General features: G+C 39.3%; 16 protein-coding genes. 6 read left to right on the forward strand and 10 right to left on the reverse strand.

Features of this window, described 5'->3' with window-relative positions; translation table 11 throughout:
- Positions 1-230: 230 nt before the first annotated feature.
- The 7 genes from GARC_RS05920 to GARC_RS05950 all read right to left on the reverse strand — a co-directional run bounded on the left by GARC_RS05920 (position 231) and on the right by GARC_RS05950 (position 8,268).
- Positions 231-1,472, reverse strand: coding sequence for a winged helix-turn-helix domain-containing protein (locus tag GARC_RS05920; protein ID WP_007617841.1), 1,242 nt, complete (start codon positions 1,470-1,472; stop codon positions 231-233).
- The gene (locus tag GARC_RS05925) at positions 1,450-2,112 is read right to left on the reverse strand and encodes an SDR family oxidoreductase (RefSeq protein ID WP_007617843.1); all 663 of its coding nucleotides are present in this window, start codon (positions 2,110-2,112) and stop codon (positions 1,450-1,452) included. Before GARC_RS05925 ends, GARC_RS05920 begins: the two co-directional genes overlap by 23 nt.
- A gap of 21 nt (positions 2,113-2,133) precedes the next feature.
- Positions 2,134-2,892, reverse strand: a complete 759-nt coding sequence (kdsB, locus tag GARC_RS05930) for a 3-deoxy-manno-octulosonate cytidylyltransferase (protein ID WP_007617844.1) — start codon at positions 2,890-2,892, stop codon at positions 2,134-2,136.
- Between the two features lie 38 nt (positions 2,893-2,930).
- Complete coding sequence (locus GARC_RS05935) at positions 2,931-3,134, reverse strand: Trm112 family protein (protein ID WP_007617845.1); 204 nt, start codon at positions 3,132-3,134, stop codon at positions 2,931-2,933.
- Positions 3,134-4,144 (reverse strand): tetraacyldisaccharide 4'-kinase, encoded by a 1,011-nt coding sequence (gene lpxK / locus GARC_RS05940; RefSeq protein WP_039988899.1) that lies wholly within the window; start codon positions 4,142-4,144, stop codon positions 3,134-3,136. The genes GARC_RS05935 and lpxK overlap by 1 nt, the downstream gene beginning before the upstream one ends.
- Entirely contained in the window at positions 4,141-5,907 is a 1,767-nt protein-coding gene (gene msbA, locus GARC_RS05945) for a lipid A export permease/ATP-binding protein MsbA (protein ID WP_007617847.1), read from the reverse strand. The genes lpxK and msbA overlap by 4 nt, the downstream gene beginning before the upstream one ends.
- A 105-nt stretch (positions 5,908-6,012) precedes the next feature.
- On the reverse strand, positions 6,013-8,268 hold the full coding sequence (locus GARC_RS05950; RefSeq protein WP_081587506.1) for a DNA internalization-related competence protein ComEC/Rec2: 2,256 nt from the start codon (positions 8,266-8,268) through the stop codon (positions 6,013-6,015).
- Positions 8,269-8,320: 52 nt separating this feature from the next.
- Between GARC_RS05950 and GARC_RS05955 the strand changes: the two genes are divergently transcribed.
- Complete coding sequence (locus tag GARC_RS05955) at positions 8,321-8,845, forward strand: DUF2062 domain-containing protein (RefSeq protein WP_039988902.1); 525 nt, start codon at positions 8,321-8,323, stop codon at positions 8,843-8,845.
- A 48-nt stretch (positions 8,846-8,893) separates the two neighbouring features.
- Here the strand turns inward: GARC_RS05955 and GARC_RS05960 are convergent, their stop codons facing one another.
- The gene (locus GARC_RS05960) at positions 8,894-9,622 is read right to left on the reverse strand and encodes a CPBP family intramembrane glutamic endopeptidase (protein WP_007617852.1); all 729 of its coding nucleotides are present in this window, start codon (positions 9,620-9,622) and stop codon (positions 8,894-8,896) included.
- Positions 9,623-9,737: 115 nt separating this feature from the next.
- Here GARC_RS05960 and GARC_RS05965 point away from each other — a divergent pair, with 115 nt between their 5' ends.
- The gene (locus GARC_RS05965) at positions 9,738-10,652 is read left to right on the forward strand and encodes a LysR family transcriptional regulator (RefSeq protein ID WP_007617854.1); all 915 of its coding nucleotides are present in this window, start codon (positions 9,738-9,740) and stop codon (positions 10,650-10,652) included.
- Positions 10,653-10,688: 36 nt separating this feature from the next.
- Here the strand turns inward: GARC_RS05965 and GARC_RS05970 are convergent, their stop codons facing one another.
- Positions 10,689-11,123: a DUF1801 domain-containing protein gene (locus GARC_RS05970; RefSeq protein WP_007617856.1), complete on the reverse strand. Its 435-nt coding sequence runs from the start codon at positions 11,121-11,123 to the stop codon at positions 10,689-10,691.
- 114 nt (positions 11,124-11,237) lie between these two features.
- Positions 11,238-12,233, reverse strand: coding sequence for an aldo/keto reductase (locus GARC_RS05975; protein WP_007617858.1), 996 nt, complete (start codon positions 12,231-12,233; stop codon positions 11,238-11,240).
- A 207-nt stretch (positions 12,234-12,440) separates the two neighbouring features.
- Here GARC_RS05975 and GARC_RS05980 point away from each other — a divergent pair, with 207 nt between their 5' ends.
- The 4 genes from GARC_RS05980 to GARC_RS05995 all read left to right on the forward strand — a co-directional run bounded on the left by GARC_RS05980 (position 12,441) and on the right by GARC_RS05995 (position 18,158).
- Positions 12,441-13,328, forward strand: coding sequence for an AraC family transcriptional regulator (locus GARC_RS05980; protein ID WP_007617860.1), 888 nt, complete (start codon positions 12,441-12,443; stop codon positions 13,326-13,328).
- Between the two features lie 389 nt (positions 13,329-13,717).
- Entirely contained in the window at positions 13,718-16,018 is a 2,301-nt protein-coding gene (locus GARC_RS05985; RefSeq protein ID WP_007617862.1) for a TonB-dependent receptor, read from the forward strand.
- Between the two features lie 250 nt (positions 16,019-16,268).
- On the forward strand, positions 16,269-16,946 hold the full coding sequence (locus tag GARC_RS05990; protein ID WP_007617863.1) for a spermidine synthase: 678 nt from the start codon (positions 16,269-16,271) through the stop codon (positions 16,944-16,946).
- Positions 16,947-16,973: 27 nt separating this feature from the next.
- Entirely contained in the window at positions 16,974-18,158 is a 1,185-nt protein-coding gene (locus GARC_RS05995) for a DEAD/DEAH box helicase (protein WP_007617865.1), read from the forward strand.
- Positions 18,159-18,373 lie beyond the last annotated feature (215 nt).

The raw sequence follows: 18,373 nt of genomic DNA on the forward strand, positions 1-18,373 counted from the left end.
TGGGCACATTCGAACCAGTCAGCTCAAACTCATCAATCCAATAATAATTCTCTTTTACCAGCTTTTCCTCTGTGCTCTCTTTGTCCTCTGTGGTTCAAATTCTCTTGCTTTTCACTCAGTTTAAAAGACTACAGAAATAACGGGTACTGGCACAATACCGACGATCAAATTTGATTGTGCTCAGATACTTAAGATTTTCAGATCAAATACAAGTTAGTACCTACAAAAATCTATAAAATTTGTAGCCGCTGAACGATATTAGCTTCTTTATTTGCCCCTAACGTTTGCTCAGACGTCACTTTATGCACCTTGATATCAACGCCATGATTAAACTGTATAAAGGCTTTTATTGCTGGCTGTAATACCTCAACAAATTCGTCAACCTTGGCGGTTTCGAGATGCAAGTTTTGGATATGAAATATCTGGGTTTTGCGGTCTATTTTAGTATCCATACGCCCTACAAATTCCGTGCCCCATAACAGTGGTAGGCTGAAATAGCCGTATTGACGTTTTGTAGGTGGTACATAACATTCAATTTGGTAATCAAACCCAAATACTTCAGACAGTCGCTTACGCTGGATCACTGCATTGTCAAAAGGTGACAGGATGTTAACCAGATTGCGATTAACCGACTGTTTAAGTAAATCAGTGATATTTGGCAGCGCATAATAGGTTTGGTCGCCTAAGGTCACTTGCTGCAACTCATTGTTCTCAAGCATTCCCTGACAAGTTCGAGTGATATTATTTTTTAGACCTTTACGCAAGTAACTAATTTGCTGGGCGTTAGCAAAGCCGTGGGCTCGTATGTAGGAGCAAATCAAGTGACGTTCGAATTCGTTGGTACTAGGAACAGTTGTATCTATGCCTGCGGGTAACACTCGTTCAGTTAGGTCATAAACCTTTTGAAACCCGCGCCTTTCAACTACCATCAACTCCCCTTCTATAAAGAGTTGTTCTAAGGCAACTTTATCTGGCTTCCAATCCCACCAACCGCTGCCCTTCTTTGTATTGTCGCGTTCAAAGTCTTTTGCCCTTAATGGGCCTTCTTGCTGAATTCTTTGTAACACACGTTTTTCAGCAATGGGGTTTTTCTCCCACCAGTGTTTTTCACCTGCCGCAATAGCGTGTTTTTTAGGTAGTGAAAAACGGTAATCTTGTATAGGTAAATATGCGGCGGCATGGGACCAGTATTCAAATATTTGTTTTTGGGCAATAAGTTGCTCAATAAAATCAGGCTGGTAATTTTTTACGCGACTCCACAAACAATGATGATGGGCCCGCTGAATAACAGAAATAGAATCTATTTGAATGTAACTAAGATGTTTAACGGCGGCATTTACGCCATTTACACCTTGTCCAAAGGCATTACTTTTATTTAGCCCTTGACTGACAAGGGCTAGTTTACTGGCTTGTTTTTGAGTTAACTCAAATAACGGTAAGATAACGATATTACCAAGGTAGAACTTCGCCATTTGAATGCAAAAACGTACCTGAGTTATTGATGTTCAACTCTTCAATACGCTGCATTAACCGCTCAACGGCTACAGCCGCAGAAATATCACCATTATTATTAACCATATCGGTTTGTACATAACCTGGATGTAATAAAGCGACGGCTACATCTTGCTCTTTTAGATCATGAGCCAAGGACACACCCGCTATATTCAACGCGGCTTTGGACATGCGATAACCATAACGACCGCCCGAACTATTATCGGTTACAGATCCCATGCGACTGGAGATCAAAGCTACTTTCGCTCCTTTAACCAGTTGTTTTCTCAGCATTTGAGTGACCAACAAGGGGCCCATGGCATTCACTCTAAACTGGTATTCAAGGGTTGTAGCTGACATATGTTCTAAACTTTCGTTGGCCAATACGCCTGCATTATTGATCAATAAATCAATTTTCAAATCCCCCAATGTAGACAGAACTCTCTCTAAACATTCAGGACTACTCACATCGACTTTAACAATCACTTTGGCGCTTGTTTGACTAAGCTCATCACTAGTATTGCGACAAAGGGCGATCACTTTGTCACCTTTGGCTAAATACTGTTTAACAAATTCCAATCCTATGCCACGATTGGCTCCAGTTATAACTACGGTTGCCATTAAATGTCCTTATGATTGATATTAAAGGGAGCGACTCGCTATTAATTTAGCTAAATCTTCTGGGGTGTCGATACCAATTGGTGGCGCAACTCTCGCTTCTTCAACATGGATTTTTTCGCCATGCCACAAAACGCGAAGTTGTTCTAGAGATTCAATCTGTTCTAAACCTGAAGGTGACATATTCACATATTGTTTAATAAAGCCGGCACGATAAGCATAAATACCAATATGCCTAAAGTAAAAATCGCCGATCTCATCAATAGTATCTGAATCAAGAAATCGCGCTCTATCATAGGGAATAGGCGAGCGTGAAAAATACATAGCATAACCTTGCTTATCCATCACTACCTTAACGGTATTGGGATTAAAGGCATCCTCTACATCGGTGATCCTAACTGCTAGTGTCGCCATTTCAGCTTGTTGGTGGTTGTGTAAATTCTCGGCCACTTGCAGGATGTTTTCAGCTGGGATAAAAGGTTCATCCCCCTGCACATTCACCACCAATTCATGCGACAACATATTTTGTAAATCGACGACTTCAGCCAAACGTTCTGTGCCTGATTCATGGTGTGCACCTGTCATACAATATTTGCCACCAAAGTCATCTACCGCTTTGGCAATTCTGACATCATCGGTTGCCACTAAAATATTGCTAGCCCCTGACTCTATGGCACGCTCATAGACATGTTGCACCATAGGTTTACCTTGTATTTCTACTAAAGGTTTACCGGGAAACCGACTAGACGCGTATCGTGCAGGAATAATGACACTAAATTGCATACTTTAATCTCTTCAATAGTCTTGGAAAACGCTTAGTATTAGCCGTTTTTTAACAGTTGTTCCATTTCATCGCTAGACACTTGTTTGGCTTCTGATTCCAATAAGACTGGAATATTTTCACGAATAGGATAAACCAAACGATCGAATTTACAGATGAGTTGTGACTGTTTATTTTGGTGTAACAATTTACCCTTGCAAACTGGGCAAGCTAAAATATCTAATAATTTTTTATCAAAGGCCATCATTTTCTCTTACTTTGTTTTTTATCTGCAGCCACTTGCTTCAATTTTTGCAAGAGTTGCGATTCGAATTGACTGGTTAAACTAGCACTGACGGGTAAATACCAACAATCATCATGTGCTATCTGGGTACATTTTACTGCATCTTTTTCCGTCATAATCACTGTCGAACTAGGAATATCATTCTCACTAAAAACATGGTGGTCGATAAAACTGATTTGGGTTTTTAGTTTTACTTGCTTTTTTTCTAACAGAGTAAAAAAGCGTTGCGGGTTACCTATTCCTGCGATTGCGGTAACAGGCGAGCTTAAACTGTTTATCGACAAACTTTTATTTGGGTGTTTAACGTTTATCAATTGACCCGCTTCCAGCGACATCAAATATTCACTATTTGTGACAGTGCCACCATTTAACACCAAAAAATCAACACTATCTAAACGCCATAAACCTTCTCGCAAAGGGCCTGCTGGTAATAAAAGTTTATTGCCACAACGCCTCTGGCCATCCATCACAACGATTTCGACATCTCTATTTAAAGCATAATGCTGTAAGCCGTCATCACAAATAATCACATCACATTTATGTTTATCAACCAGCTCCATTGCCCCTCTTGCGCGAATAGGATCAATCACCAAAGGGCAGTTAATATGGCGGCGCATTAATATGGCTTCATCACCCGCCACCTCTACTATACTGCTTTGTTCAACAGTCATAGGATAAATGGCATTTTTGCCACCATAACCTCGGCTTAACACGCCAGGGTGGTAACCTTTTTGCCTCAAGCGTTTAGCCAAATACACCACTAGGGGCGTTTTTCCATTACCACCGACACTGATGTTTCCCACCACAATCACAGGTATAGGAATATCAACTGAAGGCTTAATATATAGTCTAAACAAGCTTCTTCGCAACGCTGACAATAGCCAAAACAGCGCAGTTAATGGCAATAACAATATGATAATTGGCCAATGGTACCAACTCGGTGAATACCACATATTATCGATCCACTTCACTTGACCTCTGGCTCCTCACCAAATTGCATATTATACAATTGTGAATAAACGCCATTTTGTGCCAGTAAGCTTTGATGATTACCTTGCTCGATAATTTCTCCTGCCTCGATCACTAAAATGGTATCGGCGTTTTCAATAGTCGATAACCTATGTGCCACCACTATGCTAGTGCGATTTTGTTGCAGTTGTTCTAGTGCATCTTGGATTAAACGTTCTGATTCTGTATCTAAGGCTGAGGTGGCTTCGTCTAATATCAAGATGGGGGCATCTAATAATAAGGCTCTGGCAATGGCTAACCTTTGGCGCTGTCCGCCAGACAACATAAAGCCATTTTCACCTACTACTGTATCCAAACCGTCAGGGAGTTGTTGTAAAAACTCCATCACGTGAGCAGTTTCAGCAGCAGCCAGTATTTGTTCACGGCTAACTTTACCTTCAGAGCCATAAGCGATGTTGTTGGCAATAGTGTCATTAAATAACACTACATGTTGCGACACTAATGCAAACTGTCGGCGTAAGTCTTTTAGTGGGATATCTTTTAACAACAGATCGTCTAAAAGTATTTCGCCTGTTTGATTATCGTAGAACCGTGTTAGTAAACTTGAAATAGTTGATTTACCACTGCCAGAGCGGCCGACCAACGCAAATGTTTGTCCCGGTTTGACAGAAAACGAAATGTTTTTAAGTGCAGGCTCACTCTTAGTTGGGTAACTAAAAGTGACATTATTAAAGTCGATCTTTCCCTGTGCCCTACTAATATTATGAGTGCCTTTATCTTGTTCAACCTGTTGATCTAACACCGCGAAAATACTCACACAAGCAGCCATACCTTTTTGGAATTCGCTGTTTACTGTTGTTAGTTCTTTCAGGGGTTTTAATAACATGGTCATAAACACCACCACACTGACAAATACGCCTGGGGTTAACGAAGTAACTAAACCGGGAGTACTAGCAACATAAAGCACCACAGCCAAAGCAACCGAAGCAATGACTTGAATAGAGGAAACACTGAGAATTTTAGCAACAATTAACTTCATATTTTGTTGACGGTTGTGGTTGTTTTTATCAGCAAAAGACTTATTTTCTAAATCCTGTCCACCAAACATTAATACAACTTTGTGGCCTTTTAGCACTTGATCAACTGATGATGTTAAGCCTCCCATCGCATCTTGGATACGTTTACTAACTAATCTAAAACGTTTGCTGACCACAGAAACAATAACAGCGACTAATGGACCAATTAGGATAAAAATCAGTGACAATTGCCAAGATTTATAAAACATCGCAATTAATAACCCCATTACCAATGCCCCTTCACGGACAAGAATAATAAGTGCCTTACTTGACGCATTTGCAACCTGCTCGGTGTCATAAATCACTTTTGAAATTAACTGACCAGTACTGTTGTGATCATGAAACTCAACAGGAAGGTGAATATATCGGCCAAACAGTTGTTGCCGCATGCGCATTACAACATGGTTACCGATCCATGAAACCGAATAAGCTCCGAGAAAATTTAATATGCCCCTGAAAATAAAGATGGGCACAATAAAATAAGCGGCATAACGCAAATATTCATAATTGCCTTGCCCTAGGCTGTCATCGACTAGCGTTTCAAGCTGGGACAAAACCAATACATCAATTACCGAATAGCCAACCATGCCAATAATAGCCACAGTGAATGCGAGCTTAAAATCTTTAAGGTAAACGCGAAAACGTCTAAATATATTAGAGGTTTCTTGAGTGTCTAAATTTGTCTGCATGTTTATTAAATAACTGTTATCTGATGAAAGAGGAAAAACCTCGCTAGTGTAACTGTTAGGACGAAATTCCCCAACTATCAATAAGATAATTTGTATAAATAGCCTTTAATTGGCATACCAATATGGATAAATATCGTTTCTAAAGGTTTTAACTGTGATTGGTGCGGCAGAATTATACTCAACAAAAAATGAAATTTGACCAGAACGAGAGGTGGCAAACAACAATGGATTGTATCTCTGGTATCTATCTATGACTTCTTGTCTAGGAAAACGCCAACGATTCATAAAACCCTGACTAAATATCACATATTCAGGACTCACCCCATGAATGAAATCAATGGATGATGAGGTATTACTGCCATGATGTGGTGCCAGCAAAATATCCGTTTGTAACTGTTCTGGATGTAAATCAAGCAACTGCTTTTCGATACTTTGGTCAATATCTCCTGGTAATAAAATACTATGGTAGGTATCCGATACTTTGATAACACATGAACCATTGTTGTCGTTATATTTAAGTGCATTGTCTGGCCATAGCCCTTTAATGCTCAGCCCTTGCCAAACTATATCGAGACCTTGTTGACAATTATCTTGATTTGTCAAAACCTGAGTTACCTGAATTCCTTTAAGCAATTGCGGCAAACTTCCAGCATGATCGTTGTCACCATGGCTAATAAAGACTAAGTCGACTTTAGATAATCCCCTTGCCTGTAAAATAGGTAACAACACACTGTCGGCCATATTAAAGCCTGAAGGATAACTGGCGCCCACATCGTAAATAATAACGCGGTTATTTTTACTGATTAACACAGCCACACCCTGCCCTACATCGAGTATATCAATCTGCCAAGTATGAGTTTGTGGCGTTATTACATGACTTACTAGTGGCAGCAACAATATCCAAAGGTATTTTTTATTTAGCCAAAATGAAGGTAAACAACTACACAGAACAAATAGAAAGACCAAAAACCACACAGCAGGCGGTAAAGCAGGTAAGTTAAAATACGCAGCATCGAGTTTTAACGCAAAATCCAGAAACTTCAGGCCATAACTCACCATTAAGTTTGCTAGAAAAAACAACTCAAGTGCCCAATCAGGTTTAATCGCTAAGCAGATCACTGCCATTAAACAAAGTGGTACCAAGAGCATAGTTACTATGGGTACTGCGATTAAATTAACGACTGGCGAAACAATAGATATATAAGAAAACTGCCAAGCAACTAAAGGCAACATTAATACCGTCAAACATAACTGCACTTTAATCATCCCAGACAGTAATGCACGTAAGGAAAACCCACCTTTTTTGACTGGCCAGCGCCAAAATACAAAACCAATAATGATAACTGCAGAAAAACTTAGCCAAAAACTCAATCCAAATATGCTCAATGGGAAAAGAACTACAAACCCAGTAAGGCTCAACAGGATCAGGCTTTTTGCCCCTAGGTTTTTATTGCGCAGAAAAAACGTACTAAACAACAGCAACATCAACCATGCCCTAAGAGTTGGTAAACCAAATCCTGCCAGAGCGGAATATGTGAGGGTGCTAAAAAGTGTCAACAAGATTGCTATGTAATGTAAGTTAAGATAATGCAAAGAATAAAATCGACTAATCAGGCCTCCCCCCATCCATGCTATCAATACATAACTTAAACTCGCGACTAAAGCCAAATGTAGACCAGAGATCGCAATAAGATGAGCCACACCGGTTTTTTGAACTAAGTGCCAATCTTCAGGTTGCAACAATCCTCGATAACCAAAAGTTAATGCTGCAAGCCACGAACTATGGGGTAATTCGAAGGCTAACATCTGATTCAGCAACGACTGTCTAATGGTTTTTGCATCGTTAATCAGTTGATTATCCACATGTGGTTTGACGTATCCCGTTGCAATAATCCCTTCACTAAACAACCATTGTTGATAATTAAAACCGGCTTCATTAGCTAAACCATGAGGGGGTTTAACTTTCACCAACAGTTTAACTTGTTGACCCTGTTGTATTTTCCACGCGGGGTCTCGCCAACTCAGACGAAAGGTTTTAGAAAAAATCAGATGTTGGCCGTCAAGCTGTGTGACGTTAAGATTAAAACGAATATTTTGTTCAGCAATCACCAAACTGCTGACTTTGCCTATTATTTGTACTGGTTGACTTGTTTGTTCTGAAGAAAGTTGCAAATAGTATTGCCAATGCCCTACACTCGCCATCCAGAGTAAGCCAAGAAGAAAACAACCTAAGTGTTGATATTTTCTAATTATTAGGCAAGTACAAATTAGTAGTAAAATAGTGATAACGATGGAAGGCAGACTAGTCCACAATAAACTAGTGAACGCAGCTGCAATAAAACTGAAAAGTTTACTGTCCATAGTAACTGGTATATGCCATCCGTTGCTTCACGAAATTAAAGTATAGAGAACTATTCTGAAAAAGTTTATTAAGCGCTTTCTGCCGAGTCCCCAAAAAGTCAAAGATCAGAAAATCCTCTCTGTTTTTGGTACTTTGCTTCACGATCCTAATCTTTGGCATCTAAATAGACGTTCGGCGTCAGGGGCATTTGCTGTGGGTTTATTTTTCGCTTTTTGGCCTGTGCCTTTTCAAATGTGGTTAGCAGCAGCCATCGCAATACCACTTCGCGTTAACTTGCCATTGTCAGTGGCAACGGTTTGGATCACTAATCCTTTCACAATGCCGCCTATTTTTTACGGTGCCTATTTGGTAGGCACAACGGTAATGGGCTCTCCAGAAAGAAAATTTAGCTTTCAGTTGAATTGGGACTGGGTAGTACAAAGTATCGAAACAATAGGACCCGCGTTTTTGGTAGGTTGTCTAATTTGCTCGGTATTTTTTAGTGCCGTGGGATATTTTAGCTTAAATTATCTATGGCGATTATCAGTCAAAAAAGCATGGAAACAACGCATCCAGAATCGTTTCCCAAGAGCCTAAATATGCATTTTCAAAAAAACATCTGATTTCTTGAATAACCCCTATCGACTAAGGGTCGTTGCAGGTGTTTTCATTAGCTATTTGCTGTGGTTCGTTTGAGAATACAATATAGGCCATTGCTCCACCGTACATGTCGAACACAGCATGCAAAAGAATGGGAATAATAATTGAGTCCGTAAAAAGATAAATTAATGCCATAGTCGCTCCCACAATTGCTGTTCTTAATATATGAATTGCACCTTGGTAAATATGTGGCAAACCAAAAATAAGACTCGAAATGATAACTACAGCATAAGTAGGAAAATAATCCCCTAACACCAGCATTAGATAACCTCTAAACAAAATCTCTTCACAAATACCAGCTGAAATAGACAGACCCAAAATGAAATAACGAGCTTCTTTGGATGTGGAAGGTGTCATCCATTGAATATAAGCAAGTTGTTTTCTAATCGTCGGGTGGTTATCAGTGTTTTCATTCAGTTGTTTGAGTGACAATAAAAAATACCCGCAAAGCACTAACAATGCTGCTACACAAAGTAGATTGGCCAGCTCCCAATGCCACTGTAAGCCAATATCATTTAATGAAATTTCGGTTTGATTAAGCAGTACCATTAATACCAAGACTGGTAACCAAAGATACAACATCCAACTACGATACATAGCAACGAGCTTAGCTGGTTGTGCAACAACGCTTTGTTTTTCTTGTTCGTAGGTCAGATAGATGTATATGGGATTAAGAATAAAATAGCCCCATAGTAAATATTCTAGATATGCCATTTTTCTTCTCAATTTGTGACTTTAGATGTTGGAATAAGTGTAAAGGGAAAACACTTGTAAATTAATGGTATATCACTTTAAATATAGTAAACCAAAAGATTATAAAGTTTCCATTATGTTTAAAACTGAAACCTTGAATGCCTTTGCTCTTGTTGCAAAACATCGTAGTTTTACACTAGCAGCCAATGCTCAAGGCCAAACCCCCATGGCAATGAGCAAACAAGTTTCACAACTTGAAAAACGCTTGGCAGAACCGCTATTTGAGCGCAGTACCCGTAAGATTAGATTGACCCAATTTGGAGAAGAGTTTTTTATTAGAGTACAAAACATACTCGAACAACATGATGCTTTAGATCACTGGCTTGGATCACGAAAAGGAGAATTTTCCGGTACGCTTAATATTATTACTCAGTCAACACAAACTTACGATGAAACGGTTTTCCCTTGGCTAGCAGAATTTCACCACAGTTATCCAAATATTGAACTGGTTTTTGAAGTGCAAGAAAGCATTATAGATATTGATAAAAATCCCTATGATATTTATTGGGGAATAGATGAATACTTAGGTATAAAACATCCATCGCTAAAACGTCGTTCACTATGGAAAGCGCAATTAGGCATTTTTGCTTCCCCCGAGTACCTTGCTAAATATGGTACCCCTACTACACCCGATGAGTTAAAAAACCACCAAATGATTAGTCATCCACACAGTGATCCTAGCAATGCACTCATAATAAATAAGGTCGCCAATAGTAACCAACATGAGATGGAATTTGTAATCTTAGATGCACCAATGAAAACAGTTTCATGTCAATCTAAATTTGCAGTACAAGGATTAGGATTAATCAATGCTTTAGTCGATAATCATGATATTAAAGACTACCTCGCCAACCATCAATTGGTACCCATTTTGGAAAAATATTGGTATTCATCTGCTGAAATTTATATTTATTATCATCAAGTTAAACTTGAACAGCCCAAAGTTCGCGCTTTTATTGATTTTTTTCTGTCGAAAAGAGAATATTGGTAACCAACTAGTTATTTTTGAGGATAATTTCGCATAAAGTTAAACATCTTGTTTAACACAAATAGGATATCGACGAGCCATTTCATCTAATGACAGTTGGATGAGTTCACGTAGAACTTGCTGATCCACATCACTTAATTTATTGATGTATAAACAAGATTTACCTGTCTTATATTTACCAAGTTGCTGCATTTTTTCTTCAAACTCATTAAATCCCACCATAATATACAAAGCCAAGTTTTGCTTACGAGGTGAAAAACCTGTGCGCATAGATTGATGCGTTTTTTTATCTGCCGTTTGGTAGCTGTATGTGCCGTAACCGATAATACTCCCCCACAGTACAGCTTGCTGTTTTGTCACATCGGCAAATATATCTAATAATTCGAGGGCATCAGCTTTACGTTGTTTGTGTACTATTGTTTCAACAAAGTCCAATACACTATTTTGTGTGGGTTGTGTTTTGTTATCGACCATCAGCTTTCCTAAAAATGATGTAAAAGCGCTATAAAATAATAGCACTTTCATTTCTAAACTAACTTATTTTCAGCTAAAAAATTGCCTACTCATTATTATAAATTAGCACTCGTATTACTTATCCAAGTTAGCCATCGCAGCTTCAGGATAGCGCTCTCCAAATACCAAATCAGCAGGTATAAGTTGATTAATTTGCTCTAGCTCAACTGGCGATAAAGCGATTGTTATGGCCCCTGCATTCTCAATTAGGCGTTCGCTACTTCTGGTACCAGGAATAGGTACGTAATCTTCACCTTGGTGCAATATCCAAGCTAAGGCCAACTGTGCCGGAGTACAATATTTTGACTTAGCAAGCTGAATAATTTTATCCACTAAAACTAAATTGTGATGGAAATTATCCTCAGAAAATCGAGGATTATTGAGTCTCCAATCACCTTCATCTAGATCACTCCGACTTTTAATTGATCCAGTTAGAAAACCACGTCCAAGAGGGCTATAAGGTACAAGCCCAATGCCCAATCTTTTACATACGGGTAATATCTCGGTTTCAAGATGACGACTCCACAAGGAAAATTCACTTTGCAATGCAGATATGGGGTGTACCGCTGACGCCCTTTCAAGCGTCTTAACACCAGCTTCAGACAAACCTAAATATTTGATTTTCCCTTCCTTGACCAATTCTGCCATGGCACCCACGGTTTCCTCAATTGGCACAGCCGGATCCATACGATGTTGGTAATACAGGTCAATATGGTCAACACCTAAGCGTTGTAAACTCGCTTCACAAGCTTGCCTGACATATTCTGGCCGCCCATTAAAACCCAAAAAATCGCCTTCAGAATTACGCATGATCCCAAACTTTGTTGCCAAAACAATTTTATTACGATGCTGCGGATGTTTGGCAAAATATCGTCCTAATAACTCTTCATTAGTTTTAGGGCCATAAATATCAGAGGTATCCCAAAAGTTAACACCTGATCCAATGGCTTGCGACAAAGTATTAAAAGATTGAGTGTCGTCATGACGACCATAAAAATCTGACATGCCCATACATCCCAATCCAATACTTGAAACTTCTAAACCTTGAGTACCCAAAAAACGTGTTTTCATTATTTATCCTTAGTAAAAAACTAAAATATTCACACTATGAATAGTTGAATTTGCTTGGGATAAAATAATAGAACTAAGTTCCAAAAACCTATTAGAGTGTTTCTCCTTTATACTTGCCTATTCCTACAAATAACATCGTTTTAACTCAACCTAAAAAACCAGTCATGGCATACTCAGTATTCCACACATCATATGAGCTGACACTATATGAACTTTGATCAAAACTTAGCCACACTGGTTGACAAATTAACCCCCATTTCAGGCGTTCATACAACTGCAATTAAAAACCTAAGTTTAGTGAAAATTTATGATAAAATGCTAACGCGGGTTCCTGTTATATACACCCCTTGTATCTATATTGTGGTACAAGGAAGCAAATCGGCGCTGCTTGGTAGTGAGGTTTTTGTTTATGATGCACTTAACTATTTGGTGCTGTCAGTTCCATTGCCATTAGAATGCCAAATACATGAAGCAAGCGAAGAAAAACCCTATCTTGCGGTGAAAATTGATATTGATAAACTATTACTCAGTGAGTTAATAGTAGAAACATCTGCTTCACGGACAACTCAGTTAATCAAGGCAAATTCAGGAATTTTTGTATCGACCTTAAACCAAGATATACAATCCACCCTAGCTCGGTTATTGGCTTATTTAGACAATCAAAAACAAGCACAAATTTTGGGTAAACTGGCGCTAAAAGAACTGATGTTTCATGTCTTGAATGGAGCACAAGGAGACTTATTAAAAGCCTTTGTTTATCAGGACAGGCATAACTTCCAGATAGCCAAAGTAATTACATTGATCCAACATCAATATTCAGGAAACTTGGAAGTCGCTACTCTCGCCGCAAAAGCAAACATGAGTCAGTCGTCATTTTATACATACTTTAAAGCCGTCACTAGCACATCACCCATTCAATACATAAAAGCAATCCGATTACATGCAGCAAGAAGACACATTCTGTTTGATAACTTGTCGGCAAGCGACGCTGCATATAATGTCGGCTATTCCAGCCCATCTCAATTTAGTAGAGAATATCGGCGGTTTTTTGGTGTTAGACCATCTGTAGACGTACAACAAACTTCACCTCACTGATCAAATTCGCGCCATCTATTTTCGGGACTTGATATTCACCAATAGATAATTTATTTAGGTTGCACAACAATCAGGAAACCTCCCAGTTAAAACTGATTAACTCTGACTGTTACGCTCAACTTGGTGCAACACATTGGTTAAATTTAGCCATTTTTAAACTGCCATCTAACTCTTTGAAAATAAATACAACTTTTTATTTTAACCTCCATTTACAGCTATCACAAAACCTGTTTAAAAGTGACTAACTCCCCAATCTAGTACATATATTCAATCGTATAAAATACTTTGTTATACTGGCATGCAATTAGTGCAACAGACACTAATATTAAAATAACCAATTCCAAAAATTACAACACATTCATTTTAATAATTAACATTACTGGACACACATGAAAACATTAACAAAAAGCGCTTTAGTAATTGCAGTTCACGCAGCACTGCTTAGCCAAGCCTCTTTTGCACAAGTGGCTAAAGAAAGCGAGCGTGCCTTAGAATCTATTACAGTTACGGCTCAAAAACGCACCCAGAGTATTCAAGAAGTGCCTATTTCTATCGCCACACTAAATGGCGAACAATTTGAGAGCATATTTTCTGGCGGAGAAGACATTGTAGCCTTGGCAGTTCGAGTACCTGGCCTATATGCCGAAACATCTAACGGTCGCGTGGCTCCACGCTTTTATATTCGCGGACTGGGAAATACAGATTTTGATTTGGCAGCGTCGCAACCCGTTTCTATTGTGATGGACGATGTAGTCAAAGAAAACGTGATATTAAAAAGTTTTCCTTTGTTTGATATTGAACAAGTAGAAGTAATCCGCGGCCCACAAGGTACCCTATTTGGTCGTAACACCACAGCTGGTATTATCAAATTTGATTCAGTTAAACCTAGTGATGACTTTGACGCCTACGTTAAACTCGGTGTTGGAAATTTGGGCACTATTAATTTAGAAGGAGCCGTGGGTGGAAGCCTAGGTGAAGATCTTGCTGGACGTTTCTCTGTATTGTCACAAGACAGAGATGATTGGATTGACAATGCTTATACAGGTCAAAAAGATGTCATTGGCGGCTTCGATGAGAAAGCTTGGCGCGGTCAATTGGCCTATACGCCAACTGAAGATTTTTCAGCCTTATTAAGTGTACATGGTCGCGAACTTGACGGAACAGCTTCTGTTTTTCGCGCCAACATATTGTCTAAAGGTAGTAATGACCTAAACCAAAATTTTGACCGTGACGTAGTATATTACGACGGCGATATTGATGGCAATGGCGCTGACAATAATCCTCAAAAATATGAAAATTATGGTGCCTCTTTAAAGCTGGAGTTCGGCTTAGAAGATATGGATTTCACCAGTATCACTGCAATTGAAAATGCAGAAGGATCAAGCTTAGGTGATATAGATGGTGGTGTGACGTTAACTGAAGCAGCAGATATTAATGGCGACGGTACAACGGAGCTGACTTTTCCTGGCAACATTTCTTTTAGTGCTGTGACGCAAGATAACTTGGATGACTTGGAACAATTTACTCAAGAATTTCGCCTAGCCAGTGACACCACAGAGGCACTCAATTGGCAAGTTGGTGCCTTTTATTATGAGTCTTCTTTTAATGTGACCAGTATTGATGGTTTTTTTGGTGCCACCACAGTATTTCACGACAACACCACATGGGCAGTGTTCGGCCAAACATCTTATGACGTGAATGAAAAATTAAATATTACCGGTGGCCTGCGCTACACCAAAGACGACAAATCACTGGTTGTAGGTGAGCAAAATGTCAATGGTTTTGCTTTAGTCATAGGCGCTGCCTCAGTTCAAGATTATGCAGATATTAACGTCGATGACGGACAAGTTAGTTGGGAGTTAAGCGCCAACTATCGGATTGATAAAAATACATCTTTGTTTAGTCGGGTAGCCAATGGGTTCCGAGCGCAAACTATTCAGGGTCGTGATGTAGCATTTGAAGGGGCACCTTCAGTGGCTGAATCCGAAACTATCAATTCCTATGATGTGGGTACTAAAACAGACTTATTGGATAATACGCTGCGTCTGAATATTGCAGCTTTCTACTACGAAATTGACGATGTTCAATTTTCGGCCATAGGAGGTGGTGCCAATAACACCGCCCTGATCAACGCAGATAAAGGCGTAGGTTATGGTTTCGAAATAGACGCACAATATCTTGTCACCGACAACTTAACTTTAACCGCTGGTTACAGTTTCAACCATACCGAAATTAAGGATGATTCACTAACTGTTTTACCTTGTGGTGCAAACCCTAGTTTTAACTTCACTGGTAACTGTACAGTGATTGACCCAAGTACAGATGGATTTGCTGTATCTATTGATGGCAACCCATTCCCTCAAGCACCAGAAACTATATTCAACTTCACAGCACGTTACGCATTCCCAGTGGGCGACAATGCCGAAGTATCAATCTACACTGATTGGGCATTTCAAGGTAAAACCAATTTGTTTTTATATAGCTCACGTGAGTTTAAAACCAATGATAACTTTGAAGGCGGCTTAAGAATTGCCTATGAAAACTTTGAAGATGATTACAGCGTTGCCTTATTCGGACGTAACATAACAGACGAAGAAAACCTTAAAGGAGCGATAGATTTCAACAACTTAACCGGTATAGTAAATCAACCTAGAATTTTTGGGATTGAAGCTAAAGTTCGTTTTTATTAACAACTGATTGGTAATTATTACTATCAAAATGAAGGCGTCCTAGGACGCCTTTTTAATTCGATCTTTTAATAAATCATTGATTTATCCCATAATAAGTACATTCAGCCCATCACATTTTAGTAGATAATATCCTTGGTTTTTACAATACCGCACTAAATTAACAGCTAGTTAAATCAGCGATGCCAGTGCGGGTTATGATAAACTGCACGTATATCATCCCCTAAAACACTCAGATTTATTAGGCCCCCTTATGATCCCATGGACCCATTTAGACACCGCCCAAATCCCCAACGATGGCGGAGAAATGAAGCTTTCCCAGCGCGGTGATGAATTTTCTATAAAATTGCCCGGCAAACGTGGCGAACTCATGAATAGCCGTAATTATAATTCAGAAAAAACACTTTCCCAATTGGGTTGCGCTCATATTAAACCACACTTAGAAGCGCACATTTTAGTAGGAGGTTTAGGCATGGGATATACCTTGGCCGCTGCGCTAAAAGCAGTTAACAGTGGATCCCAAGTGACAGTTGCAGAATTGGTACCTGAAGTGGTGGAATGGAACAAAGGGCCCCTAGGTAATTGTGCAGGCAACCCACTGCAAGATCCCAGAACAAAAGTACACATTGGCGATGTCAAAGAATTATTGACCTCAAGACAACCCACATTTGATGCAATTTTGCTCGACGTTGATAACGGGCCTAAAGGGCTTACTCACTCCGATAATAATTGGATTTATTCTGAAGACGGACTAAAAGACATATACGACACACTTCAGCCTAATGGCATGCTGGCGATATGGTCTGCAGGTCCCGACTATTTATTTACCGTCCGCTTAAAAAAGATAGGCTTTAGGGTCGATACACGGAATGTGCAAGCTCGTCCTAAAAAAGGTAACCAACATACAATTTTTTTAGCCAAGAAACTTTAGAATCACCTAATATTTATAAGGCAACACATGTCATTTTTATCATTGCAGTTATCAGAGCCCATTCTAAAAGCCTTAACTGAATTAGGTTATACCCAACCGACCCCTATTCAAGAAAAAGCTATTCCGGTTATTATGTCGGGTAAAAACCTGATCGCAGCAGCACAAACCGGCACGGGTAAAACCGCCAGCTTTGTATTACCTATTCTGCAACTACTCAATACTGACCGTAAGCTAAGAGGTAAACGTGTGCGAGCCCTTATACTGGTCCCCACTAGAGAATTGGCGGTACAAGTTGAAAAAAGTATTGCCGCTTACGGCCAACATTTAGAATTGAATTCAATGGCGATGTACGGAGGCGTTGATTCCTCAGAACAAACACAACGTTTAATTTGGGGCATAGATATTCTTGTTGCTACGCCAGGTCGTCTGTTAGATATGGCAAATCAGCGAGCCTTACACTTTGATGAACTTGAGATTTTAGTATTAGATGAAGCCGATAGAATGCTAGATATGGGTTTTGTTGGTGACATTAATAAAATTATTGAACGCTTACCTGAACATCGTCAAAACTTATTATTTTCAGCGACTATTTCTGATGAAGTGCGCGCCCTAGCAAAACGTTCTATCAACAACCCAGTTGAGATCTCAATTAAACAAGATAAGTCCTCATCACCTAAAATTGAACAATGGTTAGTCACTGTTGATAAAGGCAATAAATCGGCATTATTAAGTCATCTCATTAAAGAACAGCAATGGGATCAAGCGCTAATTTTTATTGAAACTAAACAAGGCGCAGCTAAGTTAGTCAGCCAATTAGAAAAACGTGGTATTCCAACTGAAAGTATTCACGGTGATAGAACTCAAGGAATGCGAGAAAAGATATTAGCTGACTTTAAATCCGGTAAAATTAAATTTTTGGTCGCCACAGGGGTAGCTGCCCGTGGTCTTGATATTCAAAATTTATCACGAGTGGTTAATTATGATGTTCCCGATCAAGTTGAAGATTATATTCATCGAATTGGTAGAACAGGTCGAGCAGGAGCAACGGGAGAAGCCATTTCATTTGTAGCAAAAGACAACTTTAGAAATCTGTGTGCCATCGAAAGCCGTCTTGGCCATGTCATCACCAGAAAAACCTTCGCAGGGTTTGATGTTAAGAAGACAGTGCCAGACTCCATTCTAAATTACGTGCCTAAAAATAAACGTAATTAGGCTGTTAAAAATCAATACAGCACATTTATACTTTTTGTAATAACTAGAATCATTCAGTAGTTAAAAACAAGAAGAATTTGAACCACAGAGACCACAGAGGAAAAGCAGGTGAACAATAGAATTATTATAGGGTTAAGGAGCCACTACAGCTTTAATATCACCATTACCGCCCGTCAGGTTTGATTAGGATCCATTGACCAGAAGTTCTAAATAAC

Source organism: Paraglaciecola arctica BSs20135 (assembly GCF_000314995.1).
In the GTDB taxonomy this organism is placed as follows: Bacteria; Pseudomonadota; Gammaproteobacteria; order Enterobacterales; family Alteromonadaceae; genus Paraglaciecola; species Paraglaciecola arctica.